The organism is Bosea sp. NBC_00550 (genome assembly GCF_026020075.1).
In the GTDB taxonomy this organism is placed as follows: Bacteria; Pseudomonadota; Alphaproteobacteria; order Rhizobiales; family Beijerinckiaceae; genus Allobosea.
The window spans coordinates 4,516,520-4,542,657 of record NZ_CP102772.1 but is presented as its reverse complement, the minus strand read 5'-3'; the positions used below and the strand labels follow the sequence as shown (position 1 = coordinate 4,542,657).

The following is a 26,138-nucleotide window of genomic DNA, read 5'->3' as shown; positions in this document are numbered from 1 at the left end:
CGCGCCTTCGGCCCGCCCCGGAATGACGGCGGGGCTTCCGTTTTAGGGCGCGTTGCTGGCCAGCGCCTGCTTCGCCACCGCCGCTAGCCAGCCGGAGGTCGCCGGCAGGATCGCGTCGTTGAAGTCGTAGCGGTCATTGTGCAGCTCGCCGCCGTTCACGGCCGGGCCGTTCCCGACCCAGACATAGGCGCCGGGCCTGTCGTCCTGGAGGAAATAGCAGAAATCCTCGGAGGTCGTGCTGGCGGGGATGTCGCGGCACAGCCCGAGCCCCGCGGCCTTCGCCGCATTCGCCGCCATGTCCTCCTCGTCCGGCGTGTTGATCGTCGCGAGCCCGCCGAGCGAGAAATCGACATCGGCCGTCATCTCGAAGGTGGCGGCGATGTTGTTGGCGATATCGCGGATGCGCTGCACGACCCGCTCGCGCACCGGCACCGTGAAGACGCGATAGGTGCCCTCGATCCAGACATGGGTCGGGATCTGGTTCGAGGCGAGCCCACCATGGATCTGCCCGATCGTGACGACCGCGTTCTCCATCGGGCTGACATTGCGCGAGACGATGGTCTGCAGCGCCACGATCAGGTGCCCCATCGCCGTGATCGGATCATGGGTCAGCTCCGGCTTGGCGGCGTGGCCCGCCGTGCCCGACAGCGTGATCTTAAATTTCCCCGGCTCGGCCATCACGGGGCCGCGATGCACGGCGACGGTGCCGGCCTCCAGCCCCGGCCAGTTGTGAAGGCCGAAGACGCGCTCCATCGGGAAGCGCTCGAACAGCTTGTCGGCGATCATCGCCTTCGCCCCGCCATAGCCTTCCTCGGCCGGCTGGAACAGGAACTGGACCGTGCCGCTCCAGCTCTCGTCGCTGTTGAGCAGCGCCGCCGCGCCGAGCAGCGAGACGGTATGGCCGTCATGGCCACAGGCATGCATGACGTTGGTCTTGCCGGATTTATACGGAAGGTCGTTGACCTCCTGTATGGGTAGCGCGTCCATGTCGGCGCGCAGGCCGACCGAGCGTTCCGAGGAACCGCGCTGGAGCGTGGCGACCACGCCGTGGCCGCCGACATTGGCGGTGAAGGGAATGCCCAGCTCCTTCAACTTCTCCTGCACGAAGGCGCTGGTCTCAGCCTCCTGCAACGACAATTCGGGGTTGGCGTGGAGATGTCGTCGCCAAGCGGTCAGCTTGTCGAGCAGGTCGCGGTCCAAAGCGGCATCCTTTCAAGGCATGGTCAGATACGAAAGCATCCAGACTATCCCGCGCAACGGGCACGGCAACCGCGGAAAAGAGAATGCCGTCATTCCGGACAAGCGGTTTGCACGCCGTCATTCTCGGGCGAAGCGAAGCTGAGACCCGAGAATCTCTGTCCGAACTAAGCTCCAGCGACGCGCCTCTTCCGGGCCGAGATGCTCGGGTCGAGCCCGAGCATGACGAGCCTGGCAACACGCGCACATTGACGGCGGCCTTCGCAATCTGCGAAAGCCCGTGGCTCGCCGATAAGCGATACCGTTTATGCTTTTGGCGAGGTCGTACCTAACGAACCCGCTTTTTAGACACATCGCGGAGAGGATACCCGCCCAAATGCCCGCCTTCGACGCAGCCCTTGTTGACGCCGCCCAGCGTTCGGCCGCCTGGCCGTTCGAGGAGGCCCGCAAGCTCGTGGCCCGCATCGAGAAATCCGGCAAGAAATCGGTGATCTTCGAAACCGGATACGGCCCCTCGGGCCTGCCGCATATCGGCACCTTCGGCGAGGTCGCGCGCACCTCGATGGTCCGGCATGCCTTCAGGGTGCTGACCGGCAACACCATCCCGACCCGGCTGATCGCCTTCTCGGACGATCTGGACGGCCTACGCAAGGTGCCGGACAATGTGCCGAACAAGGAGCTGCTCGCCGCCAATCTCGGCAAGCCGCTGACCGAGGTGCCGGACCCGTTCGGCACGCATGACTCGTTCGGCCGCCACAACAATGCGCGCCTGCGTGCCTTCCTGGACGGCTTCGGCTTCGACTACGAGTTCAAGTCCTCGACCGACTCGTACCGGGCCGGCGAGTTCGACGCGACGCTGCTCAAGATGCTCGCCCGCTACGATGCGGTGATGAAGATCATGCTGCCGACTTTGCGCGAGGAGCGGGCCGCGACCTATTCGCCCTTCCTGCCCATCCATCCGAAGACCCGCATCGTCATGCAGGTGCCGATCGACGAGGTCGATGTCGAGACCGGCACCATCGCCTGGACCGATCCAGAAACGCGCGAGCGCTTCGTCACCCCGGTCACCGGCGGCCATGTGAAGCTCCAGTGGAAGCCGGACTGGGCGATGCGCTGGGTCGCGCTGGGCGTCGACTACGAGATGGCCGGCAAGGATCTGATCGACTCGGTCAAGGTCTCCTCGCAGATCGCGCGTGCGCTCGATGCCACGCCGCCGGAAGGCTTCAACTACGAGCTCTTCCTCGACGATCTCGGCCAGAAGATTTCGAAGTCGAAGGGCAACGGCCTGACGATCGAGGACTGGCTGACCTACGGTCCGCCGGAGAGCCTGGCGCTCTACATGTTCCAGCGCCCGCGCGAGGCGAAGAAGCTGCATTTCGACGTCATCCCGCGCGCCATCGACGAATATCTCCAGTTCCTCAACGGCTATGAGAAGCAGGACTGGAAGAACCGGCTCGGCAACCCGGTCTGGCATATCCATGCCGGCGATCCGCCGGAGCCGGAGGTGATCGCCTCGGGCGAGGGCGACAACGCGGTGCGCACGCAGATCAGCTTCGGCCTGCTGATGAACCTCGTCGCCGTCGCGAATTCGGAGGACAAGGCCGTGCTCTGGGGCTTCCTCCAGCGCTATGCTCCCTCGATCTCGCCTGAAACACATCCGCGCCTCGATGCGCTGGTCGGCTATGCGATCGCTTATTTCCGCGATTTCGTGAAGCCGGCGAAGAGCTACCGTCCGGCCGACGAGGTCGAGCGCGATGCCTTCACCAAGCTCGACGCGGCCATCGCGGCCCTGCCGGCCGACGCCACACCGGAGATGGTGCAGGACGCCGCGCTGGACGTGGCCCGCGCCATCCCGCGCTACCAGAACCTCGCCGCCAAGAACGCGACGCCGGAGCGTCCGGGCGTCTCGGGCGACTGGTGGAAGGCGATCTACCAGGTGCTGTTCGGCGAGGAGCAGGGCCCGCGCTTCGGCTCCTTCGCCGCGATCTACGGCCTGCCCAACACCCGCACCCTGATCGCCAAGGCGCTGGCGGGCGATCTGGTCAAGGAGCACGCCGCCTTCCTCGCCGCGCGCAAGGGCTAGCGAGGGACGGCCGGGACCGAGTCCGTCGAACGAACGATCGTCACCCGCCTGCGCCGCCTGACTGGCGTCGCAGGCGCCGACCAGCACATGCAGCAGGACTCCGGCGCCCTGACGGCCCGCACGAAAGCATATGCCGGAGTGGACTAAACTTTAGAATATTTCTAAATAAGGTCGTCGACCCATTCTGGCTGGTGACGCCATGCCCGCGCTGTTTTCCTTCTTTCGACCTGCCCGGCGCCGATTCGATGACCTGAGCCAGAAGGAAGTCCTGTCCCTCGCCATTCTCGCCGAGGAGGAAGATGGGCGCATCTATGCCGCCTACGCAGCGAACCTGCGCGAAGAGTATCCGGCGTCGGCCAAGGTCTTCGAGGACATGGCCGCCGAAGAGAATGAGCATCGGCGCAGCCTGCTGGACCTTTACATGCGTCGGTTCGGCCAAGCCGTCGTCCCGATCCGCCGCGAGCATATCGAAGGCTTCTATGAGAGGCGGCCGCTTTGGCTGGTGAAAACGCTCCCGCTGGAGCGGGTGCGCGCAGAAGCCGCCGATATGGAGCGGCAGGCCGAGAACTTCTATCAGCTGGCGGCGTCTCACTGCCCGGATGCCGAGATGCGCAAGCTGCTGGGCGACCTGGCCGCGGCAGAGGCCAATCACGAGAAAATGGCGCTGGAGCTGACGGACGCGCTCGTGCACAGCCGCGCGGGAGAAGCCGAAGGCGAGCATGCCAAGCGCCAATTCCTTCTGACCTGGGTCCAGCCCGGTCTTGCCGGATTGATGGATGGATCCGTTTCGACGCTGGCGCCCATTTTCGCCACGGCGTTCGCGACCCAGAACCCTTGGACGACCTTCCTTATCGGACTGTCGGCCTCCGTCGGCGCCGGCATCTCGATGGGCTTCACGGAAGCCGCGCATGACGATGGCAAATTGTCTGGAAGGGGGGCGCCGTGGAAGCGCGGACTGGCTTCCGGCGTCATGACCACACTCGGCGGGCTTGGACACGCCCTGCCCTATCTCATTCCTGATTTCTGGACCGCCACCTCGATCGCGCTCTGCGTCGTCTTCGTGGAGCTTTGGGCCATCGTCTGGATCCAGCATCGCTTTATGGAGACGCCTGTCGGGCGGGCCGTTTTTCAGGTCATTCTCGGCGGTCTGCTCGTGCTGGCGGCGGGCATTTTCATCGGCGGAGCCTAGACGTGGCAGCCTCCGAATTGAAACGGACATCAAGCAAGCGCCGGGGACATCAAGCAAGCGCCGGCTTTTGCGGCCTAGGATCAACTCTGTCCCATTCCGAATGGTCGACTCTCCATCACCATGGCGAGGTCGCCCGGACCGCTTCGGTCCGGACATTTGGTGACGAGAACGCGATATTGGCGTAGATTGGCAGCCTGGCTCTCTTCAGGAGAAGGGACGATGGCTCCGATCAAAACGCCCCGATGCCCAACCGGCCCGATGCAGCCTGAACTGCGCCTGCGATGGGAAGTGCAGTTCGCGGCGACCCATTTCCAGCGTGTGTTCAACCAGAGCCTGTATCCGTTCGTCGGACATGTCGTGCAGGTGTTCGAGCCCCCGGCCTCGCCAGGCATCCTGTTTCAGTTCCGCGACGGCATGCGCGAGGAATTCGCGAAGCTGCTGGATAAGCGGGCTTTCCCGCCCAAGACTCTCAATGAAGCGATCCGGGCGGTCGTTCCAGGAGCCAAGCCCGTCATCCCCGACAATCCGGGGATCGATCACCGCGATGCCTGGTGGCGTCAGGCCGCGGCCGGGGCCGCGATCGGCTCGAGCTTCCGCGAAGAGGGAACCGGTACGAGCCTTCACATCGCGTTCAACAAGACCCTCTGCGACGTGCATGTCGACAGGAACGGCTTCGTGGTCAACCACGACGGCCACACCCATTGGGATCTGAATGGCCTGCTCCGCCACCTAACCATCGATCTTGCCGGCGACAAGGCGCCTTGGCTGCTTCACACCGGCGTAGTGCTTGATCGTCACCAACGGCCTATCGTCCAGGCGACCATTGGACCCTGGTTTGCAGTCGACCTGCCATCGAAGGACGGCAACGACAGGACCGCGGTCAAGGTTGGCATTCAGATCACCGGCAGCTTCGGCCGATAGGCGCAGATCCCTCAGCTCGTTTCGACGCTTCCGGCACCTTCACCGGAAATGAAAGCCCTTATCAGCGGCAATCCCAGAGCCGGGCGCTATATTGCATTTTGAGTCGTCTTTATGCATATCTTTCGGCATGAGTTTTCGAGCACGATCTTTTTCGGAGACAGGCAGCGCGACCGGACAGGCCTGTCTCATCGCGGACCTGCCGGGCCGGTTCGGCGTCGATCTGCAAAAACTGCCCTACGTCCTGCGGATCATCGCCGAGAACGTCATGCGCGAGCCCAAGGCGCAGGAGGAGCGCGACCAGGCGCTCTCCGATCTGCAAACCTGGCTCGTGCGCGGGACGTCCGCGGCGGAGATCGCCTTTCAGCCCGGCCGCGTGCTGATGCACGACACGACCTGCACACCGGCTCTTGTCGACGTCGCAGCGATGCGCGATGCCATCGCCGCAGCGGGGGGCGCCCCTGAGCGCCTCAGCCCGGTTCTGCCGGTGGACGTATCGGTCGATCACTCGCTTGGTGTCGATCTTTCGGCTTCGCCTGATGCCATGCGGGTCAATCTGGAGCGCGAGTATCACCGGAACGGCGAGCGCTATCGCTTTTTGAAATGGGCGACGCAGGCGCTCAGCGGCGTCCGGGTCCATCCGCCGGGCACCGGCATCATGCACACGATCAACCTTGAGCAGCTCGCGACCGTCGTGACCACGCGGCGGATCGACGGCCGTGTCTGGGCGATGCCCGACACGCTGATCGGCACCGACAGCCACACCCCCATGATCAACGGCATCGGCGTTCTCGGATGGGGCGTCGGCGGGCTCGAGGCCGAGAGCGTCATGTTCGGCATGCCGGTGATGATGCGGATTCCCGACGTCATCGGCGTGCGTCTGACGAACCGGCTGCGCGAGGGCGTGAGCGCGACCGATCTCGCGCTGACGGTGACGCAGCGCCTGCGGGCTCGCAACGTCACCGGCGCCTTCGTCGAGTTCTTCGGCCCGGGCGTCTCCGGCCTGTCGGCGGGCGAACGAGCCGTGGTCGCGAACATGACGCCCGAATTCGGTGCCTCCACCGGCTATTTCCCCATCGACAGCGCGACACTGGATTACCTGGCGCAAACGGGGCGTTCGCGGCAACAGATCGCGCTTGTCGAGGCCTATGCGAAGGAGCAGCAGCTCTGGTTCGATCCGCAGGCACGGCCCCGCTACACCGACATCGTCGAGATCGATCTCGCCGCGATCGCCATCAGCCTTGCCGGGCCGCGCCGACCGCAGGATCTGCTTACACCGGCGGCCGTGTTGCCGGCCCTCGCCGCCATGCCGCGGCCGAAGACGCCTTCCGCCTCATTGCCGCGTTTTCCCATCGCCATCGCCGCGATCACGAGCTGCACCAATACCTCCGACCCTCGCCTCGTCGTGGCGGCCGGCCTCGTCGCGCGCAAGGCGCGTCGGCTCGGCCTCAGGCCGCCGGCATGGGTGAAGACCTCCCTGGCGCCGGGATCGCCTGCGGCCGAACGCTATCTCAGCCGTGCTGGGCTTCTCGAAGATCTCGAGGCCCTCGGCTTCGGCATCGTCGGCTATGGCTGCACCACCTGCATCGGCAATTCGGGGCCTCTGCTGCCGGTGATGGATGCCGCCGTCCGCGCCGACGAGGTTCTTCCCGTCGCCGTCCTGTCGGGCAACCGCAATTTCCCCGGTCGCGTCCATAGCCAGGTCGAGGCCGGTTTCCTGGCCTCGCCGGCGCTGGTCGTCGCCTATGCGCTTGCCGGCGATGCGGATCGCGACATCCTGCAGGGGCCGTTGACTTCGACGGCAGACGGCAGACCGGTGACGCTTGCCGAGCTGTGGCCCACAGGCGCCGAGATCGACGCCGCGCTGGCGCTCGCACTCGATCCGGCGGATTTCAGCCATGCTTTTGCCGAGGCAACCGCGAGCCGGCACTGGTCGGACCTCGACGCTCCATCCTCGGGGCTCTTTCCATGGAAGCCGGCTTCGACCGCGCTGCGGCCGCCGCCCTTTGCCAAGGCGATACAACCCAGCAGGCTCGGCCATCACCGCGCTCATCCGCTGCTGGTGCTCGGCGACGATATCACCACGGATCACATCTCCCCGGCCGGCCAAACTCCTGCGGCGAGCGAGGCCGGACGATGGCTGGTCGAGCGAGGCGAGGATCCCAGGGATCTGAATGTCTACGCTTCGCGCCGCGGCAACTGGGAGGTGATGCTGCGCGGCCTTTTCACCAACCGCACCTTGGTGAACCGGCTCGCCGCCGACCTGCCGGCAGGCTCGACCCTGCATGTGCCGACCGGTGAGACCCTGCCGCTATGGCGCGCTGCCGAGCGTTACCGTGCATCGGGAGATGCGATGGTCGTCATAGCCGGGGAACGCTACGGCACGGGTTCGTCGCGAGACTGGGCGGCCAAAGGGCTTGGGCTCCTCGGCGTAAATGCCGTCATCGCCCAGAGCTTCGAGCGCATCCACCGCTCCAACCTGATCGGCATGGGGATTCTGCCTCTCCAGCTCGCGCCCGGGACGGGGCCCGGCTCGTTGGCGCTCGTCCCCGGCGACACCATCGAGATCGAGGCCGCGCCGGATGCGATCGCCCCGCGCGGCGCTGTCGCGGCCCGCATCCACCGCGCAGGCGGCGCGGTCGAGCCGTTGCCGGTGCGGGCCGCCGTCGAAACCGCGCTCGAATGCGACACGCTGCGTGCCGGCGGCATCATTTCCCTGATCCTCGGGCGCCTGCTGGCTGCGTCCGGTCCGCCTTTCACCGCAACCGGTGAAACACCCCCCGCAGCCCTGCGGGAAGCCTGAACAGCGCAAAAGCGCGATCACCTGTCATCCTTGGGAGGATTATCATGACGACCCGCAGAGTTTTCCTGGCCGCCGGCATAGCAGCGCTGTCCATCGCATCCGGCTTCGCGCTGGCCCAAACGCCGATCCAGGAGCTGAAGATCATGGCACCGGCCGGCCCGGGTGGCGGATGGGACGGCGCGGCCCGCTCGATCCAGCAGGTGCTGACCGAGACCAGGGCCGTCCGCAGCGTCCAGGTCAACAACGTGACGGGCGCCGGCGGTACGATCGGGCTGGCGCAATTCATCAATAACGCCAAGGGCGACCCGAGCCAGCTGATGGTCAACGGCATCACCATGGTCGGCGCCATCCTGACCAACAAATCGCCCGTCAGCCTGGAGCAGGTGACCCCGCTTGCGCGCCTCACAGGCGATCCGCTCGTGATCGTCGTCCCGGCCGACTCGCCCTACAAGACGGTCAAGGACTTCGTCGCTGCCATCAAGGTCGATGTGGCACGCGTAACCTGGGCCGGCGGATCGGCCGGGGGTGCCGACCACATCCTCGCGGCGCTCGTCACCAAGGTGGCAGGGGCCGATGCCGGAAAGGTCAACTACGTCGCCTTTTCCGGAGGCGGCGAGGCGCTGGCGGCGATGCTCGGCGGACGCGTGACGGCAGGCGTCTCCGGCTATGGCGAGTTCGAAGGCCAGATCAAGGCCGGTAAACTTCGCGCTCTCGCAATCTCCTCGGGCAAACGCCTCGAAGGCGCCGACGTGCCGACGCTCAAGGAGCTCGGCTACGATGTCGAGGTCGTGAACTGGCGTGCTGTCATGGCCGCTCCCGGGATCACGCCGGACCAGAAGGCGCAGCTGACCAGGCTGTTCGACGGCCTGGTCGCGAGCAGCGAGTGGAAGGCGCTTCTGAAGGCGCGCGGCTGGGACGACTACTATCTCGCCGGCGAGCCCTTCGCGGCTTTCCTCAAGGAAGAACAGGTCCGCGTCGGCGATATTCTCAGGACCATCGGCCTCGTCAAATAGGGCCGCTTGTCGCGCGGCCGCACCGGCCATAAACCACACCCGTGCGCGGCAATGCCGACGAGGGGCAGGTGATGGCTGGCAGCGGAAGACGAGACCTCGCAACACCCCTTGCCGCACGCATTCTCGCAGACATTCGAGACGGCGGGCTGGCGATGGGGACGCATCTCCGCTCGCAGGACATTGCGACACGCCTCGGCGTGTCGCGGTTCCCCGTCGGCCAGGCTCTCCAGATCCTGGCCGACAAGGGCGTGCTGCGTCACGAACGCAACCGCGGCTATTTCGTCGAGCAGGCGTCGCCGGCTTCGAGCGATGCGCTTGGACTTTCCATGCCGGATAGGATCACACAGGCGTATTTCCGCATCGCAGACGACCATCTTCGCGGCCGCCTGCCGGAACAGGTCAGCGAAGCCGATCTCAGACAAGGGTACGATCTGACGCGAGCCGAACTCAACGCGGTGCTGGCCCGCATCGGCAAGGAGGGTTGGGCCGAGCGGCGGGCGGGCTATGGCTGGACCTTCGCTCCGGTTCTGAACACGCCGGAAAGCCTGGAGCAGACCTACCGCCTGCGCCTCGCCCTCGAACCGGCGGCGCTCCTCGAACCGGGGTACCACCTGGCGTCGGAGAGCATAGCCGCATGCCGCGCCGCCGAGGAACGGCTGCTCGCAGGCGCGATCGAAACAGACAGCGCCGACGCCCTCCACGAACGCGGCGTGCGCTTCCACGAAACCATCGTGGCAGGTTCGGGCAATCCGTTTTTCCTGGATACGATCCGCCGCATCAACCGTATCCGGCGGCTGCTCTCCTATCGCTCCATGCTCGACCGGAAGCGCTACCGCCAACAATGCGAGGAGCATCTCGCGATCCTCGACAGTCTGGCGGAAGGGCGGCAATCGGAGGCAGCCGAGCGCCTGCGACGACATCTGTCCCATACCATCGACAACCTGAGCGGCATCCGATCGCTCCTCAGCCGCTGATCGGGAACGTCTCAGGCGTTCGGCAGGTGCCAGCCTATAGTCTTGCTCGCGACTCCCACTTCGATACGGAAAAAGGTGTTCCTGCAATCGGGTCTCGCATACAGAGCCGATTGCGCCCAGGCGCCGGCCCAGGCGGTTCGGGTTGCCGCGATCTGTCGCCGGAGCGACTGAATGGAGAGATCGATAAAGATGAATGTCTCCAACGATATGAATGCGGTCGAGCGCGCCATCACGACCCGCCGCGCCATCCGCGCCTTCCTGCCCGATCCGGTCGATCAAGCTTTAGTCCGCCGTCTGATCGAGTTGGCGGCGCAGGCGCCCTCCGGCACCAACATGCAGCCCTGGAAGCTCAGGGTGATCGGTCCTCAGTCGCGGGCGCGGCTCGAAGCCGCGCTGCGCGCCGCCCTGGAGGCCGGGGAACGACCCGGCGTCGAGGAATACCGCTATTATCCCGAGCGCTTCCGCGAGCCCTATCTCTCACGCCGCCGAAAGGTCGGCTGGGATCTCTACGGCCTGCTCGGCGTGGCGAAGGGTGATGTCGAGGGCATGAAGCGGCAAACGGCGGCCAATCTGCGCTTCTTCGATGCGCCGGTCGCGCTGATGCTGACGATCGACCGCGATCTGGAGATCGGCTCCTGGCTGGATCTCGGCATGTTCATCCAGAACCTGCTGATCGCGGCCCAGGGCCATGGGCTCGATTCCTGCCCGCAGGCGATCTTCGCGCAGTTCCACCCGATCGTCAGGCGCGAGCTCGCGATTCCCGACGACGAGGTCGTGGTCTGCGGCATCGCCATCGGCAAGGCCGATCCGGACGCGCCGGCCAATCGCCTCGTGCCCGAGCGCGAGCCGGTCGAGGCCTTCACCAGCTGGCTGGATTGAGGGCTCCGCTGGAGCGTGCTTATTTCGCACGGAACCTCGGCGTCATTCCGGGGCACGGCGCAGCCATGAGCCCGGAACCCATGAACACCGTCATATCCAGACGAGAGCGATTGCCATCATCACAATTTCCTCCTCGCACCGTGTTCATGGGTTCCGGGCTCTTCGCTGACGCGAAGCCCCGGCATGACGCCTAAATTCCATGTCAACGCTGCACATCTAGGCCCCGGGCTTTTCGCCGGCCGGCTGCGTCGCCGCCTTCCTGAATAGCTTCAGCAGCGGCGCGACCAGCCAATGCATCGCGACGATGACGATCCCGCCGACGACCAGCCCAAAGACGGCCGCGAGCACCGCACCCGCCAGCCATTCGCCGGCAGCGGCCACGGCAGCCGGCAAGGCACGGCCGGCCGCCACGGCGAGATCATGGACGCCGTGGCCGAGGCCCGAGAAGCCATAGCCTTCCAGCCCGTGGATGATGATGCCGCCGCCGACCCAGAGCATCGCGGCCGTACCGATAGCGCCGAGCCCGGTGAGGAAATGGGGCATGCCGACGACGAGGCCGCGCCCGAGCGGCCGCGTCAGCCAGCTCAGCGCGCGATCGAGCCCGCCGGCCTCGCCCGGCGCCGGCTGCCTCAAGCCCAGCAGGCTCGTCGCTGGCCGCTGATTGGCGGCAAGCGCAACGCCGACATCGTCCGCCTTCACGATCAACGCGACCACGCCATAGACGACGACGGTGATGCCGATGCCGACGATGGCGAGCACCGCTGCCTTCATCCAGAAGGACTGATCCGCAACGCCGGCCAGCGTGATCGCCATGATCTCGGCCGAGAGGATGAAATCGGTCTTGATCGCGCCCGCGATCTTCTGCTGTTCGAGTGCCGCAGAATCGCCCGCCGCAGTCTCGCCCTCGCCATGCGCTCCGTGCGGCAGCACCAGCTCCAGCACCTTCTCGGCGCCTTCAAAGCAGAGATAGGCGCCGCCGGCCATCAACAGCGGGGTGATCGCCCAGGGCGCGATCAGGGCGAGGATCAGCGCGCCCGGCAGCAGGAAGAGAAGCTTGTTGCGTAGCGAGCCCAGCGCAATTCGCCAGATGATCGGCAGTTCGCGTGCGGCCGCGAAGCCGACGGCATAGCGTGGCGTCACCGCGGCATCGTCGATGACGACGCCGGCCGCCTTGGCGCCGGCCTTGCCGGCCTGCGCCACGACATCGTCGACCGAACTCGCCGCGATCTTGGCGATGCCGGCGACGTCGTCGAGCAGCGCGAACAGACCCGAAGCCAAAACGCCCTCCCTGTTGGACAGCGACCCAGCTGATCGCGCCATTCCGGGATAGAGCCGCGCGTCATCCCGGACAAGCTGCGAAGCAGCGCGGATCCGGGATCCATCGAAGGCGCGCCGCTCTACGATGGATCCCGGCGCTCCGCTTCGCTGCGGCCGGGATGACGGCGCGGTTAACCCGCCGCCTTCAGGCTCGCAAACCCCTTGCCCTCGGCCGCGAGACGCTTCAGCAGCGGCGCCGGCTCCAGCGCCTTGTCGCCGGTCTCGGCGGCCTGCGCCTCCAGACGCTTCGCGATGACGCCGAGCCCGACGCTGTCGGCCCAATACATCGGGCCGCCACGCCAGGCCGGCCAGTTATAGCCGTTGATCCAGACGATATCGATGTCGCCCGGCCGCGCCGCGATGCCTTCTTCCAGGATCCGCGCGCCCTCGTTCACCATCGGGTCGAGCAGCCGGGCCAGGATCTCGGCCTGCGTAAAGGCGCGGCGCGTGACGCCCTGCTCGGCCGAAATGCGGGCGATCAGCGCCTCGACCTCCGGGCAGCGCTGGCCGGTGCGCGCGCCCTGCGGATAGATGTAATAGCCGCGCCCGGTCTTCTGGCCGAACCAGCCGGCGTCGCAGATCGCGTCGGCCACGGCGGCCTTCAGCCCGCGTGCCTTGCGCGAGCGCCAGCCGATATCGTTGCCGGCGAGATCGGCCATGGCGAAGGGGCCCATCTTGAAGCCGAAATCGACCAGCGCCGCATCGACCTCATGCGGCAGGGCGCCCGCGATCAGCAGCCGCTCGGCGGCGCGGGTGCGCTGCTCCAGCATGCGGTTGCCGACGAAGCCGAAGCCGTTGCCGACGACGACCGGCACCTTGCCGAGCTTGCGCCCGAGCGCCACGGCGGTGGCGACGGCATCATCCGCCACGCCCTGCGGCCTGACCACTTCGAGCAGCTTCATGACATTGGCCGGGCTGAAGAAATGCATGCCGAGCACATCCTGCGGCCGGCCGGTCGACGCCGCGATGGTGGGCACGTCGAGATAGGAGGTGTTGCTGGCGAGGATCGCGCCCGGCTTCGCCACCCTGTCGAGCTCGCCGAAGATCTGCTTCTTGACGCCCATCTCCTCGAAGGCGGCCTCGACGACGATGTCGGCGCCTGCCGCCGCGGCCAGCCCGACCGCCGGCTTGATCAGGGCGAGCCGCTGCTTGCGCGCCTCCGGTGTCAGCGAGCCCCGCGAGACCGAGATGTCGTAGATCGCGGCGATGCGGTTGATGCCGTTGTCGAGCGCCGCCTGCCCGGTCTCGATCAGGGTCACCGGGATGCCGGCATTGGCGAAGCACATGGCGATGCCGCCGCCCATCGTGCCGGCCCCGATCACCGCGGCGCGGGCGATCTCGCGCGGCTTCACCTCCGGCCCGATGCCCGGCACCTTCGCGACCTCGCGCTCGGCGAAGAAGACATGGCGCAGCGCCTTGGAGCGTTCGTCGGCGATCAGCGAGAGGAAGAGCCTGCGCTCCACCGCCAGCCCCTCGGCAAAGGGCAGGAGGAAGGCGCTTCGGACCGCCTCGACTAGCGCCGGCACGGTCGGCATGCCCTCTGCTTTCCTGAGCGCCTCCTTCGCCAGCCCCTCGAAGGCCTCGCGATCCGCCTCCGTCAACCTCTCGTCGTCGGCGCTCGTGACCGGTCGGCGCCCTTCGGCCGCCAGCCCCTCGGCCAGCCTGATCGCTGCCGTGACGAGATCGCTGGAGACGATCTCGTCCAGCAGCCCGTATTCGAGCGCCTGGCCGGCCGAGACGGGTTCGCCCGACAGCATCACCGGGAAGGCCTTCGCCGCGCCGATCAGTCGGGGCAGGCGCTGGGTGCCGCCCGCGCCGGGAATGAGCCCGAGTTTGACCTCGGGCAGGCCGAGCTTCGCTGCGGGCAACGCGACGCGACCGTGGCAGGCGAGCGCGACCTCGAGTCCGCCGCCGAGCGCCACGCCGTGGATAGCCGCGACGACGGGCTTGGCCGAAGCCTCGATCGCGTCGAGCAGATCGGGCAGCAGCGGCGCGGCCGGCGGTTTGCCGAACTCGCTGATATCGGCCCCGGCGATGAAGGCCTTGCCGGCGGATGCGATCACGATGGCGGTGACCGAGGCATCCGCATTGGCGGTCTCGATCGCTTTCGCCAGCCCTTCGCGCACGGCGGCACCGAGCGCATTGACCGGCGGATTGTCGATGGTGACGACCGCGACCGGGCCGCGCACCTCAAACTGAACCTTCGTCATCGACGGCCTCCGCAATCCTCGTTCCGCGCTCCGACTCGCTAGCCAAAGCAGCGAAGGCGTCCACCGGGTAGGGAGAGCCCGGCCCGCGCGATGTCAAGCGCGCGGCGACGAAAGACGCATCCGGCCGCGCTTGACCCCTCCCGAAAGCGCATGCCATCCCGGCAACACCATCAGGAGCGGATCGATGAGCGAGAGTGTCATCAGCGAAACCGTCGCGGCCGGCGTCGTGCAGATCACGATGAACCGGCCCGACCGCAAGAATGCGCTCGACCGCACGAGCTATGCCGGGCTGATCGCCGCCATCGCCGCCGCCGAAGCCGATGCCTCGATCCGCGCGATCCTGCTGACCGGCGCTGGCGGTTGCTTCACCAGCGGCAACGACATCAAGGACTTCGCGGCCGCCGCCGCAACGGGCCAGGGCCTGACCATCGCCATCGATTTCCTGAATGCGATCTCGACTGCGAAGAAGCCGATCGTCGCCGCCGTCGAGGGCTTCGCCGTCGGCATCGGCACGACAATGCTGCTGCATTGCGACCTCGCCTTCGCCGGCCGCACCGCCACCTTCCGCCTGCCCTTCGTCACGCTCGGCCTGTCGCCCGAGGGCGGGTCGAGCTATCTCCTACCGCTCGTCGCCGGCTCGAAGAAGGCGGCCGAACTGCTGATGCTGGGCGAGCCTTTTGGCGCCGAGGCTGCTGAAGATGCCGGCCTCGTCAATGCGGTGATCGAGGAGGGCACGGCGCTGGAAGCCGGGCTCGCCAAGGCCAAGACACTGGCGGCGCTGCCGCCGGAATCGGTCGCGCTGACGAAGATGCTGCTGAAGCGCGGCTCGGCTCAGGCCGTGGCCGAGACCATCGGCACCGAGGCCCACCATTTCGGCGAGCGCCTGCGTTCGGCCGAAGCCATGGCGGCTTTCGCGGCGTTCCTGAAGAAGTAGCAGCGGGCGCTCGCGAAGCCGCAGCTGTCATTCCGGGGCAAGCGCAGAGCGCTTGAGCCCGGAACCCATGAACACGGCGCTTCCGTCATGGTCGCGCCCGTCCCGACCATCCACGTCTTTCTTCGTCGAGGTCAGTGCTCAAGACGTGGATGCTCGCCACAAGGGCAAGCACGACGCTTCTGGAATAGCGTGGTGTTCATGGGTTCCGGGCTCGGGCCTTTGGCCCGCCCCGGAATGACGGCAGTGTTTCCCCGCGAACCTGCCTGCCGTACACTCAGGCCGCCACCGCCCGGCGCCGTCCCTTGAGCCAATCGCGGGTCCAGGAGAACACCGGCCAGAGCAGCGCCGCGAAGGTCATCGATGCCAGCACCGAGGAGACCGGCCGGTCGAAGAAGGGCAGCACCGATCCATCAGACTTGATCAGCGACGTCACGAAGCTCTGCTCCACCATCGTGCCCATCACGATGCCGAGCACCATGGCGGCGACTGGATAGCCGTTCTTCTCCATCACGAAGCCGAAGAGGCCGAAGAAGGCGACGCACCAGACGGCGAAGAGGTTGTTGCCGGCCGTCGCGAAGGCGCCGACCGCGCAGAAGATCATGATGACCGGCATGACTGCCGAGCGCGGCGCCCCGACGACGCGGCTCGCCAGCCGGATCATGATGATGCCGAAGGGGATCATGATGATGTTGCCGAGGATGAAGATGATGTAGAGCGCGTACATGCTCTCGGCCTGCGTGGTGAACAACGAAGGCCCGGGGTTCAACCCCTTCATGTAGAGCACGCCGATGGCGATCGCGGTGATGGTGTCGCCGGGGATGCCGAAGAGCAGCGCCGGCACCCAGCCCGAGGCGAGCGAGGCGTTGTTGGAGGCGCCGGCCTCGATCAGCCCTTCCGGGTGCCCCGTGCCGAACTTCTCCGGCGTCTTCGAGAAGCGCTTCGACATCGCATAGCTGACCCAGGCCGCCATGTCGGCGCCCGCGCCGGGCAGCACGCCGATGATGATGCCGACGATGTTCCCGCGCGTCTGCTGCTTCGGATATTCCTTGGTGAGCTGCCACTGGCCCTTGAGGATCGAGCCGAGGCGCCGGTTCTCGATCTTCGGCGGCTCGCGCTCGGTCAGGGCCCGCATCACCTCGGCCAGCGCGAAGACGCCGACCAGCGCGGGAATAGGCTCGATGCCGCCGAGCAGGTTGGTCGAGCCGAAGGTGAACCGTGGCACGCCGCCGGGATTGTCGATGCCGATGCAGGTGATGAGCAGGCCAAGCAGCATCGCCGCGATCGCCTTGATCGGCGAGGAGCGGGCGACCAGCGTCGAGCACATCAGGCCGAGCATGGCGAGCCAGAAGTTCTCGTAGGTCGAGAAGGACAGCGCCATCTCGGCGAGCAGCGGCGCAATCAGCATCAGCGAGAGCGTGCCGGCGATGCCGCCCAGCGCCGAGAACCACAGGCAGATGCCGAGTGCCGTCTCGGCCTGGCCCTTGCGCGTCATCGCATAGGCTTCGTCGGTATAGGCGGCGGAGGCCGGCGTGCCAGGGATGCGCAGGAGGCAGCCCGGAATGTCGCCGGAGAAGATCGCCATCGCTGATGCGGTGATGATCGTCGCCACCGCCGCGATCGGCGAGAGGTAGAAGGTGACCGGCACGAGCAGCGCCGTCGCCATGGTGGCCGAGAGGCCGGGCAGCGCGCCGACGGTCAGCCCGTAGAAGGCCGAGGCAACGATCGCGATCATGACGTCGAATTGAAAAACCAGGCCGAAGGCCTTGATGACGGTGTCCATCGTCAGGCCTCGCTCACCAAGGGAAGGGCAGGATGCCGCCGGGCAGGGGCACGCGCAGCAGCTTGAGGAAGATCAGGTTGATCGCGAAGGGCGCGATGATCGCCAGCGGCACCGCGAGCTTCGGTTTGGCGCCGAAGGCGAGGCTGGCGGCGAGCACCATGATCGCGGCCGTCGGCAGGAAGCCGAGCGTCTCCGAGACGAGCGCGTAGAAGGCGAGCAGGGCCGGCGGCAGCAGTGCCAGCCAGTTGCGCCAGGCCGGCAGCGGCGCGAGCTCTTCCGGCGTCGCATGGCTGACGACATCGGCCTCGGCGACCTCCTCGAAATGCCGGCCGATCCCGAAGACGATCAATCCACCGCAGAGCACGAGGCCCGCGCCGACGACCATCGGAAAGGCGGAGGGGCCGACCTGCTGGCCGGGAACGGGAGGCAATCGCGAACCGTAAAGGAAAGCGGCGGCCCCCAGCGCGGCGAGGGCAGAGCCGGAAATGCGGTCGGATAGTTGCAAGGGGCAACCTCCTTGGAATTCTGATCGTGAAGAGACGAAAACGCCGGGAGCTTTCCTCGCCCCCGGCGTCGTGGTCTGGCGCCGACTAGCCCTTGGCGAGCCCTGCCGCCTTCATGGCGGAGGCCATCGACTTGTCGCTTTCGGCCATGAAGGAGGCGAAGCCCGGCCCGTCCGCGAACTTCATGCCGAAGCCGCGCGCGTTCATGAAGTCCTGGTAGTCCTTCGAGTCGAAGGCCTTCTTCAGCGCCGCCGTCAGCTTGGCCGCGATCTCGGGCGGCAGTCCTTTCGGCGCGCCGATACCGCGCCAGGCGCCGATCGAATAGTTGACGCCGAGCGTCTCGTTGAGTGTCGGCACGTCCTTGAACTGCGGATTGCGCGCGCTCGCCATGATCGCCAGCGACTTGGCCTTGCCGGCGTCGATCATCGCGCGCCCCTCGGGCACCGAGCAGGTGACGATGTCGAGGCCGCCGGCCGCGAGATCCTGCATCGCCGGCGCCGCGCCGTTCGAGGGCACCCAGGCGACATGGTCCGGCTTCAGCCCCATGGAAACGAGCCAGCCGATCAGCGCGAGATGCCAGATGCCGCCCTGACCGGTGCCGGAGGCCTTGAGCTTGCCGGGAGCCGCCGCCTTGATCGCGTCCGCCAGCCCCTTGATGTCCTTGTAGGGGCCGGACGCCGAAACCTGCACGCCCGGCGGGTCCTCGTTCATCAGGCCGAGCGGTACATAGCTCGCAGGCGTCAGCTCGGTCAGGCCCTGATGATGCATCATGGCGATCTCGACCGTCAGCATGCCGATATTGTAGCCGTCCGGCGCCGCCGTCGCGATGGCGGAATGGCCGACGACGCCGGAGCCGCCGGTGCGGTTGACGACATTGACCGGCTGGCCGAGGTCCTTCTCCAGAAGCTGCGCCACGATGCGCGCGGTGGCGTCGGTGCCGCCGCCGGCGCCCCAGGGGCAGACCATGGTCAGCGGCCGGTTCGGCCAGTTGGCCTGTGCCAGTGCCGGCGCCGCGATCAGGCTCGCCGCGCCCGCTGCCGCGGCGCCCTTGAGCACACTACGCCTGTCGATAAAATCGCTCATTCCCCATCTCCTCCGCTAAATCGATTTAGTGTCCGGGCGCTCCTCGTCCTTGAACGGGGCGCCCTTGATGTGACGGGATTATCTGAGCCGATCGCGCGGCGGGTGACAACACCTCATTTTGGCCGATGTCACAGACCGCAGATGACGGGCAGGACCGCGCTCGTAACCCGCTCCACCACCGCGCCGGTGCTGAGGTCGGAGCCGGCCGCGGCCGGCGGCAGCGAGGTGCCGGCCTTGGTCAGCATCGCCTGAATTGCCGCCCCGTTGGCCAGCGCATAGCTGCGCTGCGGCGCGACGCCCGCGATCAGCACCTTGTCGGAGGGATTGTCCGTGATGACACCGACCAGTCGGCCCTGACGGTCGAAGGCCGGGGTGCCCGCTTGCCCGGGCTGCAGCGGCGCCCGCAGCGCCGGCTTGCCACCCGCCTGGACGCTCTGCCCCGGCAGGGCGACGGCCGCCCGTTTGCCAGCATCGTCGCCGAAGGCGACCAGAACCAACGCCTCCTCCGCGCCCGGCGCCTCGGTGCGCAGTCCCGGCAGCTTGGCCGCACCGGCGCCATCGAGATCGAGCAGCACGAGCCCGCTCGCATCGTCCTTCAGCCGCAGCTTCGCAGTGCGTCCGCCGACACGCAGGCTGCGGCAGCCGTCGATGGCGACGGCTGCGCTCAGGGCCGTCCTGTCCGAGAGCGCCAGCGCGACGCCGTAGCGTTCGTTGCTGCGCGCGGCCGGTGGCAACAGCGACGACAGGCCGGGCGCCGGGCTCGCCGTGCCGGCGACGGCCGAGGGCGCGGCCGGGACCGCACCGCTCGGAAACGGCTCGAAGCTCGCTGCGATGGCGATGACGAGCTTGTCGACGGTCGGCGCCAGCGCCTTGTCGTAGCCGATCGAGAAGCCGCGCAAGCCCTGCGGCCCGGCCGAGAGGCGGCGATAGAACCGCCCGGTCGGGGTCTCGCCCGTCACCACGAAAAAGTCGGGGCGCAGCAGCTTGTAGGTGATCTTGCGGCCGGGATTGTTCGGGTTGAGCGCGGTCGCCTTCTCGAACAGCGCGGCGAGATCCTCGCCCGGCGGCGAGGCGGAGGTGTCAAGCGTGACCTTCTCGTCGATGCTCTGCCAGCGGCTGCCGCCCGTGGGCGTCGCGTCGCGCCTTGGCAGGAGCTTGGAGGGAATGCCGATCTGCACGCCGGTCTTGTCGTCGGCCAGGACGCGGAAGCCCGCGACATCGCGCGCAGCCTGCGCGGCCCTCGCCAGGGCGACTCGATCGGCCGGCGCCAGCACGCCATCGGCCGGGCCGCGCGCGCCCTTGAAGGCGTTGATCGCCCGGAAGGTCAGCGGACCATACGAGCCGCTGACCGCGCCGTTGAACTGCCCGGCCCAGATCAGGTCGGACTGGATCGCCTTGCGCTCGGCCTCGGGCAGCGCCTCGAAGCTCGCCTGCGCCGCCGCCATCTGCGGATTGGCAGCCTGAGCCGGCGCGCCGGGAGCCTGCGCCCATGCACCCGCAAGCGGCACCGCCAGCATCGCGAGCGCCAGCGCGGCGGCCGCGACGGAGTTCTTTCGCGAATGAGGTCGAAGCGCGCGCGGCATCATCAGATCCTTGGAAAACGGACTAGCGGCTGCATTGAGCGTCAGAATGCGTGGCGCCGCAACCGAGATGCCGGTCATCCGGGGCATGGCAGGCATGAGCCCGGAACCCAGAACCGGTGCGGCCGATAGAAGAGGCCAGAGCAGAGAGCTTTCTGTCGAAAGGCATCGGTTCTGGGTTCCGGTCCCTTCGCTATCGCGAAGTCCCGGAATGACGGCGGAGTTCAATAAGCCCGAAGAGATGGCCCTTCAGCTTTCACCCCGCGACCTGCATTCGCATGACTTGAACGCGCGCCGGGCGGTGATAGCCTGCCGGCCCCGCTCACGCCGTCATCCGCCCGAGGCAATCTCCGGCGACGCTGGCGGGCGGCCGACGAAGAGGAACGACGATGACCCTGCTATCCCGTCTCGCGCTCACCCTCTGCCTCGTCTTCGCAGCCGCACCCGCCTTCGCCCAGAAGGCCTATGTCCGAAACGACCTGCTCGCCGATGGGCAGCGGCTGGAGGAGCGCCTGAAGCGCGAGGTCTCGGCCGGGAACCGCTCCGCCGCCGATGCGATCCGGGCCGGCGAGATCGCGCTCGCCCGCGGCGACGCCCGCGCCGCCCTGCCCCAGGCCAATGCCGCGATCGTCGCCGATTCCAGCAATGCCGCCGGCTGGCGCCTGATGGCGCGCGCCGCCAACGCCATCGAGCCGCGCGACTATCGCGAGCGCTGGGAGCTGCGCGAGCGCGCGATCAGCGCCGCCTATCTCGCCTACAGCCGAGCGACCAACCGCAATGACGAGGCCGCGTCGCTGGGCGTGCTCGCCCGCACCTTCGAGAAGAACGAATTGTGGCGCCCGGCGCTGACCAGCTATCGCCTCAGCCTCGACCTCGCCGCCAATCCAGCGCTGCAAAGCTCCTATGAGAGCCTGCGCGAGAAGCGCGGCTTCCGCCTGATCTCCAACAAGACCGATTCCGACGCCGCCTCGCCGCGCGCCTGCTTCGAATTCTCGGAAGCGCTGGCGCGCGGCCGCGTCGATTTCGCGCCCTATGTCGCGATCTCAGGCGGGAAAGGCGACTTCGCCGTCAGCGCCGAGGACAAGCAGATCTGCGTCGACGGGCTCAAGCATGGCGAGCGTTATGCCATCGTCATCCGTCAGGGCGTGCCCTCCGCCATCCCCGACGAAACCCTGCTGAAATCGGCCGATTACGAAATCTATGTCCGCGACCGCACGCCTTCCGTTCGCTTCACCGGCAAGAACTACGTGCTGCCGCGCACCGGCCAGCAGGGCATTCCGGTCGTCTCGGTCAACTCGGGAAAGCTCGACCTCGAGGTGATGCGGATCGGCGACCGCAACCTGATCAACTCCGTCCATTCCGACGACTTCCTCGGCCAGCTCGGCTCCTATTCCGCCAAGCAGATTTCCGGCGACAAAGGCCAGAGCGTCTGGACCGGCACGATGGACGTGAAGTCCGAGCTCAATCAGGACGTGATCACCGCCTTCCCGGTGACGGAGGCTGTCGGCAGCCTCAAGCCCGGCGTCTACGTGATGTTCGCCAAGCCCTCGGGCGGGCCGGTCGCGGCGCCCTCCGGCGACGATGGCGACTATGATGATGGCTCCACCCGGGCGACGCAGTGGTTCGTCGTCTCCGATCTCGGCCTGACCTCCTTCACCGGCCCCGACGGCGTGCATGTGCTGGCCCGCTCGCTCGCCGATGCGAAGCCGGTCGCCAATGCGGAATTGCGCCTGGTCGCCCGCAACAACGAGGTACTCGGCACGGCGAAGACGGACGGCAACGGTTATGCCCGCTTCGATGCCGGATTGGGCAAGGGCCAGGGTGGCAATGCGCCGGGCCTCGTCACCGCCTCGCTCGCCGAGGATTACGGCTTCCTCGACCTGAAGCAGACCGCTTTCGACTTGTCCGATCGCGGCGTGAAGGGCCGCGTCGCGCCGGCCGGGCTCGACGCTTATCTTTATACCGAGCGCGGCGTCTATCGCTCGGGCGAGACGGTCTATCTGACGTCGCTGCTGCGCGACGCCAAGGGTGCGGCCGTCACCGGCCTGCCGCTGACCCTCGTCGTCAAGCGCCCGGATGGCGTCGAGTATCGCCGCCGCCAGGTCGAGGATCAGGGCGCGGGTGGGCGGGCCCACTCGATCCAGCTCGTCTCCGGCGCGGCGACCGGGACATGGCGCGTCCTCGCCTATTCCGACCCGAAGGGGCAGGCGATCGGCGAGACCTCCTTCCTCGTCGAGGATTATGTCCCCGAGCGGCTGGAGCTGACGCTGTCGCCCAAGACGCCGCTGCTGCAGGCCGGCGAGCCGGCCGAGCTCAACGTCAACGCGCGCTATCTCTACGGCGCGCCGGGCTCCGCGCTCGACGTCACCGGCTCGATGACGATCCGCGCGGCGGGCGCGAGCGCCATCCCCGGTTTCAAGGATTATCAGGTCGGCCTGACCGACGAGGAGTTCGAGCCGGTCCAGAGCGAGTTCGAAGAGAGTGCCACCACCGACGCTGCCGGCAAGGCGGTGATCACCAATCCGGTCCAGCAGCCCGACACCAACCGCCCGCTCGAGGTCGAGATGACCGTGCGCGTCGGCGAACCCGGCGGGCGCGCCATCGCCCGCTCCGTCACCCTGCCGATCGTGCCCAAGGGCGCCGCTATCGGCGTGAAGAAGCTCTTCAGGGACGGCGATCTCGGCAACGGCCAGACCGCGAATTTCGAAGTCATCATGGCCACCGGCGACGGCAAGCGCCTCGCCCGCCCCGGCGTCAAATGGGTGCTGTCGAAGGTCCGTCGCAACTACCAGTGGTTCTTCCAGGACGGCCGCTGGAACTATGAGGGCGTCAAGACCACCCGCCGTGTCGCCGATGGCGAGATCGCGGTGGCGGAAGCCGCAGGCGCCAGGATCGCGGCACCCGTCGAATGGGGCAATTACCGGCTCGACGTGACCTCTGACGGCAACGAGGCCGCCGAGACCTCCGTTTCCTTCAGCGTCGGCTATGAGAGCGACAAGACGGCGGATACGCCGGATGTGCTCGACGTCGCGCTGGACAAGGCTGCTTACGCCGATGGCGAGAGCCTGCAGCTCCGCCTCTCGCCGCGCTTCGCCGGAAAGGCGACGCTCGCGGTGATCACCGACAAGGTCGCGGATATCCGCACCATCGACATCGCGGAAGGCGGCACCACCGCCTCGATCCCGGTGAAAGCGGAATGGGGCGCCAGCGCCTATCTCGTCGTGCTCGCGCATCGGCCCATGGATACCGCCGCCAAGCGCCTGCCCGGCCGCGCCATCGGCCTGTCCTGGTTCCAGATCGGCAAGGAACAGCGCACGCTGGCTGTCGATCTCGGCGCGCCGCAGCTGGTGCGTCCGCTCTCGACGCTGTCGCTTCCGGTCAAGGTCACCGGCATGAAGGCCGGCGAGGAGGCCTATGTCACGCTCGCGGCCGTCGATATCGGCATCCTCAATCTCACCCGCTACGAGAGCCCTGATCCCAGCAAGTTCTTCTTCGGACAGCGCCAGCTCGGCCACGACCTGCGCGACCTCTACGGCTATCTGATCGACGGCATGCAGGGCACGCGCGGTGCGATCCGCACCGGCGGCGATGCCGCACCCAAGATGGATGGTGAGAAGCCGACGCAAGAGCCGCTCGCCCGCTATTCCGGCGTGGTCAGGGTCGGGGCTGACGGCACGGCGAAGATCGATTTCGACATGCCCGCCTTCAACGGCTCGGTCCGCGTCATGGGCGTCGCCTGGTCGACCGGGCGCACCGGCCAGGCCAGCGCCGACGTGATCGTGCGCGACCAAATCGTGGCGCAGGCGACGCTGCCGCGCTTCCTCGCCATCGGCGACCAATCGCGCTTCCATCTGCAGGTCGACAATGTCGAGGGTCCTGCCGGCGCTTATACCGTCGATCTCGACGTGAAGGGCCCGGTGGTGGTCGCGGCCGACGCGACGCGCCGCACGATGCAGCTCGCGGCCGGCGCCAAGACGCAGATGACGATCCCGGTCACCGCCGCCGGCCTCGGCCGCGCCGAGTTCGACGTGCGCGTCTCCGGCCCGAACGGCATCGGCACGGTGCAGAACCTCGCCGTGCGCGTGCAGCCCTCGGCTGCCACCATCGCTCGCCGCATCGTCCGGGCCATCCCCGGCAATGGCGGGGCGATCACCGTCTCCTCCGACCTGATGGCCGATCTCGTGCCGAACTCGGGCCAGGTCTCGGTGACGGTCTCGCCCTTCGGCTCGCTCGACGTGCCCGGCCTGCTCAAGGCGCTCGACCGCTACCCCTATGGCTGCACCGAGCAGACCGTCTCGCGCGCCCTGCCGCTGCTAGCGGTCAATCAGCTCGCCTCGATGGAGCAGCTCGCCCTCGACGACAAGGCCGACGAGCGCGTGCAGAACGCGATCGAGCGCGTGCTTGCCCGCCAGGGCGGCAACGGCTCCTTCGGCCTGTGGAGCGTCGGCGGCGAGGATTTGTGGCTCGACGCCTTCGTCGCAGACTTCCTGACGCGGGCTCGCGAGAAGCAGTTCGCCGTGCCGCAGATCGCCTTCAACCTCGCGCTCGACCGCCTGCGCAACCAAGTCGTCAACACCGGCGACATCAACAAGGAGGAAGCGGCCGGCATCGCCTATGCGCTCTATGTGCTCGCCCGCAACGGCCGGCCGGTGATGGGCGATCTCCGCTATCTCGCCGACAACAAGCTCGGCGATTTCGCGACCCCGCTCGCCCGCGCCCAGATCGGCGCGGCGCTCTCGGCGCTGGGCGATCGCGGCCGCGGCCGCGCCGCTTTCACCAGCGCGCTCGGGCTCTTGCAGCAGGCTGGTGATGACGGTCTCTCGCGGCCGGATTACGGCTCGCGCCTGCGCGACGGCGCCGGCGTGCTCGCACTGATCGCGGAGGCCAATGGCGAGCGCGCCGACATCAGCCGCGCCGTCTCGATCCTCGACGCCACCCGCAACAGCGCCCGCGACAGCTACACCTCGACGCAGGAGCAGATGTGGATGGTGCTGGCGGCGCAGGCCATGGCCAAGGATGCCGAGGGCATGACGCTGACGGTGGACGGCACGGCCCGGAAAGGCGCGCTCTATCGCACGCTCTCGGCCGAGGCGCTGGAGGCGAAGTCCCTGATCATCTCCAATCCCGGCGCGGCCAGCGCACAGGCCGTCATCACCGTGGCGGGCATCCCGAGCGCGCCCGAACCGGCGCTGAACCAGGGCTTTGGGCTGGAGCGGGTGATCTACACGATGAAGGGCGAGCGGGCCGATCCCGCGCGCCTGCGCCAGAACGAGCGCTATGTCGTGGCGCTGACCGTGACCGAGGGCGCGCCGCGCTATGGAAGGCTGCTGCTGGTCGACCCCGTCCCGGCCGGGCTGGAGATCGAGAACGCCAACCTGACCGAGGGCGCCTCGGTCGCGGGGCTCGACTGGCTGAAGCAGGAGGTCTCGCCTGTTCATACCGAGTCGCGCGACGACCGTTATGTCGCCGCCTTCGAGCGCTCGGGCTCGAAGACCGACAAGCTCTCCTACACCGTCGCCTATATCGCGCGAGCGGTCTCGCCCGGCCGATACGTTTCCCCCGCCGCCGTGATCGAGGACATGTACCGGCCCGACCGCTTCGGCCGGACGGGTTTCGGCGCGGTGGAGATCAGTTCGGCGCGGTGATGGGCAAGGAGACGCCCCATCCGTCATTCT

The 26,138-nt window shown here is 67.5% G+C and carries 16 protein-coding genes; 9 read left to right on the top strand and 7 right to left on the bottom strand.

The annotated features are described in order from the left end of the window. Positions 1–42 precede the first annotated feature (42 nt). The gene (locus tag NWE53_RS21705) at positions 43–1,200 is read right to left on the bottom strand and encodes an amidohydrolase (RefSeq protein WP_265051421.1); all 1,158 of its coding nucleotides are present in this window, start codon (positions 1,198–1,200) and stop codon (positions 43–45) included. Positions 1,201–1,573: 373 nt separating this feature from the next. Here NWE53_RS21705 and NWE53_RS21700 point away from each other — a divergent pair, with 373 nt between their 5' ends. The 7 genes from NWE53_RS21700 (at position 1,574) to NWE53_RS21670 (ending at position 11,056) form a co-directional block, all read left to right on the top strand. After that, positions 1,574–3,280, top strand: a complete 1,707-nt coding sequence (locus tag NWE53_RS21700) for a lysine--tRNA ligase (protein ID WP_265051420.1) — start codon at positions 1,574–1,576, stop codon at positions 3,278–3,280. A gap of 199 nt (positions 3,281–3,479) precedes the next feature. Then, the gene (gene mbfA / locus NWE53_RS21695) at positions 3,480–4,469 is read left to right on the top strand and encodes an iron exporter MbfA (RefSeq protein ID WP_265051419.1); all 990 of its coding nucleotides are present in this window, start codon (positions 3,480–3,482) and stop codon (positions 4,467–4,469) included. A 219-nt stretch (positions 4,470–4,688) separates the two neighbouring features. Next, positions 4,689–5,390: a hypothetical protein gene (locus tag NWE53_RS21690; RefSeq protein WP_265051418.1), complete on the top strand. Its 702-nt coding sequence runs from the start codon at positions 4,689–4,691 to the stop codon at positions 5,388–5,390. Positions 5,391–5,517: 127 nt separating this feature from the next. Further along, positions 5,518–8,190, top strand: coding sequence for an aconitate hydratase AcnA (gene acnA, locus NWE53_RS21685; protein ID WP_265051417.1), 2,673 nt, complete (start codon positions 5,518–5,520; stop codon positions 8,188–8,190). Positions 8,191–8,234: 44 nt separating this feature from the next. After that, the gene (locus NWE53_RS21680; RefSeq protein ID WP_265051416.1) at positions 8,235–9,203 is read left to right on the top strand and encodes a Bug family tripartite tricarboxylate transporter substrate binding protein; all 969 of its coding nucleotides are present in this window, start codon (positions 8,235–8,237) and stop codon (positions 9,201–9,203) included. Positions 9,204–9,274: 71 nt separating this feature from the next. Continuing rightward, on the top strand, positions 9,275–10,177 hold the full coding sequence (locus NWE53_RS21675; RefSeq protein ID WP_265051415.1) for a GntR family transcriptional regulator: 903 nt from the start codon (positions 9,275–9,277) through the stop codon (positions 10,175–10,177). A 189-nt stretch (positions 10,178–10,366) separates the two neighbouring features. Next, a complete protein-coding gene (locus NWE53_RS21670; RefSeq protein WP_265051414.1) occupies positions 10,367–11,056 on the top strand; it encodes a nitroreductase in 690 nt (229 codons plus the stop codon). A 216-nt stretch (positions 11,057–11,272) separates the two neighbouring features. Here NWE53_RS21670 and NWE53_RS21665 read toward each other — a convergent pair whose 3' ends face one another. Together NWE53_RS21665 and NWE53_RS21660 are read right to left on the bottom strand one after the other, a co-directional pair. Further along, positions 11,273–12,334 carry a DUF808 domain-containing protein gene (locus NWE53_RS21665; RefSeq protein ID WP_265051413.1) on the bottom strand — a complete coding sequence of 354 codons (1,062 nt, stop codon included), beginning with the start codon at positions 12,332–12,334 and terminating at the stop codon, positions 11,273–11,275. A gap of 170 nt (positions 12,335–12,504) precedes the next feature. Further along, the gene (locus NWE53_RS21660; RefSeq protein WP_265051412.1) at positions 12,505–14,583 is read right to left on the bottom strand and encodes a 3-hydroxyacyl-CoA dehydrogenase NAD-binding domain-containing protein; all 2,079 of its coding nucleotides are present in this window, start codon (positions 14,581–14,583) and stop codon (positions 12,505–12,507) included. A gap of 184 nt (positions 14,584–14,767) precedes the next feature. On the opposite strand from NWE53_RS21660, the gene NWE53_RS21655 reads away from it, so the two are divergent. Further along, the gene (locus tag NWE53_RS21655; protein ID WP_265051411.1) at positions 14,768–15,517 is read left to right on the top strand and encodes an enoyl-CoA hydratase-related protein; all 750 of its coding nucleotides are present in this window, start codon (positions 14,768–14,770) and stop codon (positions 15,515–15,517) included. A 274-nt stretch (positions 15,518–15,791) separates the two neighbouring features. Here the strand turns inward: NWE53_RS21655 and NWE53_RS21650 are convergent, their stop codons facing one another. The 4 genes from NWE53_RS21650 to NWE53_RS21635 form a co-directional block, all read right to left on the bottom strand. After that, the gene (locus NWE53_RS21650; protein ID WP_265051410.1) at positions 15,792–17,297 is read right to left on the bottom strand and encodes a tripartite tricarboxylate transporter permease; all 1,506 of its coding nucleotides are present in this window, start codon (positions 17,295–17,297) and stop codon (positions 15,792–15,794) included. Positions 17,298–17,310: 13 nt separating this feature from the next. After that, positions 17,311–17,802 (bottom strand): tripartite tricarboxylate transporter TctB family protein, encoded by a 492-nt coding sequence (locus NWE53_RS21645; RefSeq protein WP_265051409.1) that lies wholly within the window; start codon positions 17,800–17,802, stop codon positions 17,311–17,313. A gap of 85 nt (positions 17,803–17,887) precedes the next feature. Continuing rightward, complete coding sequence (locus tag NWE53_RS21640; protein WP_265051408.1) at positions 17,888–18,883, bottom strand: tripartite tricarboxylate transporter substrate binding protein; 996 nt, start codon at positions 18,881–18,883, stop codon at positions 17,888–17,890. A gap of 128 nt (positions 18,884–19,011) precedes the next feature. Continuing rightward, positions 19,012–20,562 carry a serine protease gene (locus tag NWE53_RS21635; protein WP_265051407.1) on the bottom strand — a complete coding sequence of 517 codons (1,551 nt, stop codon included), beginning with the start codon at positions 20,560–20,562 and terminating at the stop codon, positions 19,012–19,014. A gap of 290 nt (positions 20,563–20,852) precedes the next feature. Here NWE53_RS21635 and NWE53_RS21630 point away from each other — a divergent pair, with 290 nt between their 5' ends. Continuing rightward, positions 20,853–26,108 carry an alpha-2-macroglobulin family protein gene (locus NWE53_RS21630; protein ID WP_265051406.1) on the top strand — a complete coding sequence of 1,752 codons (5,256 nt, stop codon included), beginning with the start codon at positions 20,853–20,855 and terminating at the stop codon, positions 26,106–26,108. Positions 26,109–26,138: the final 30 nt, after the last annotated feature.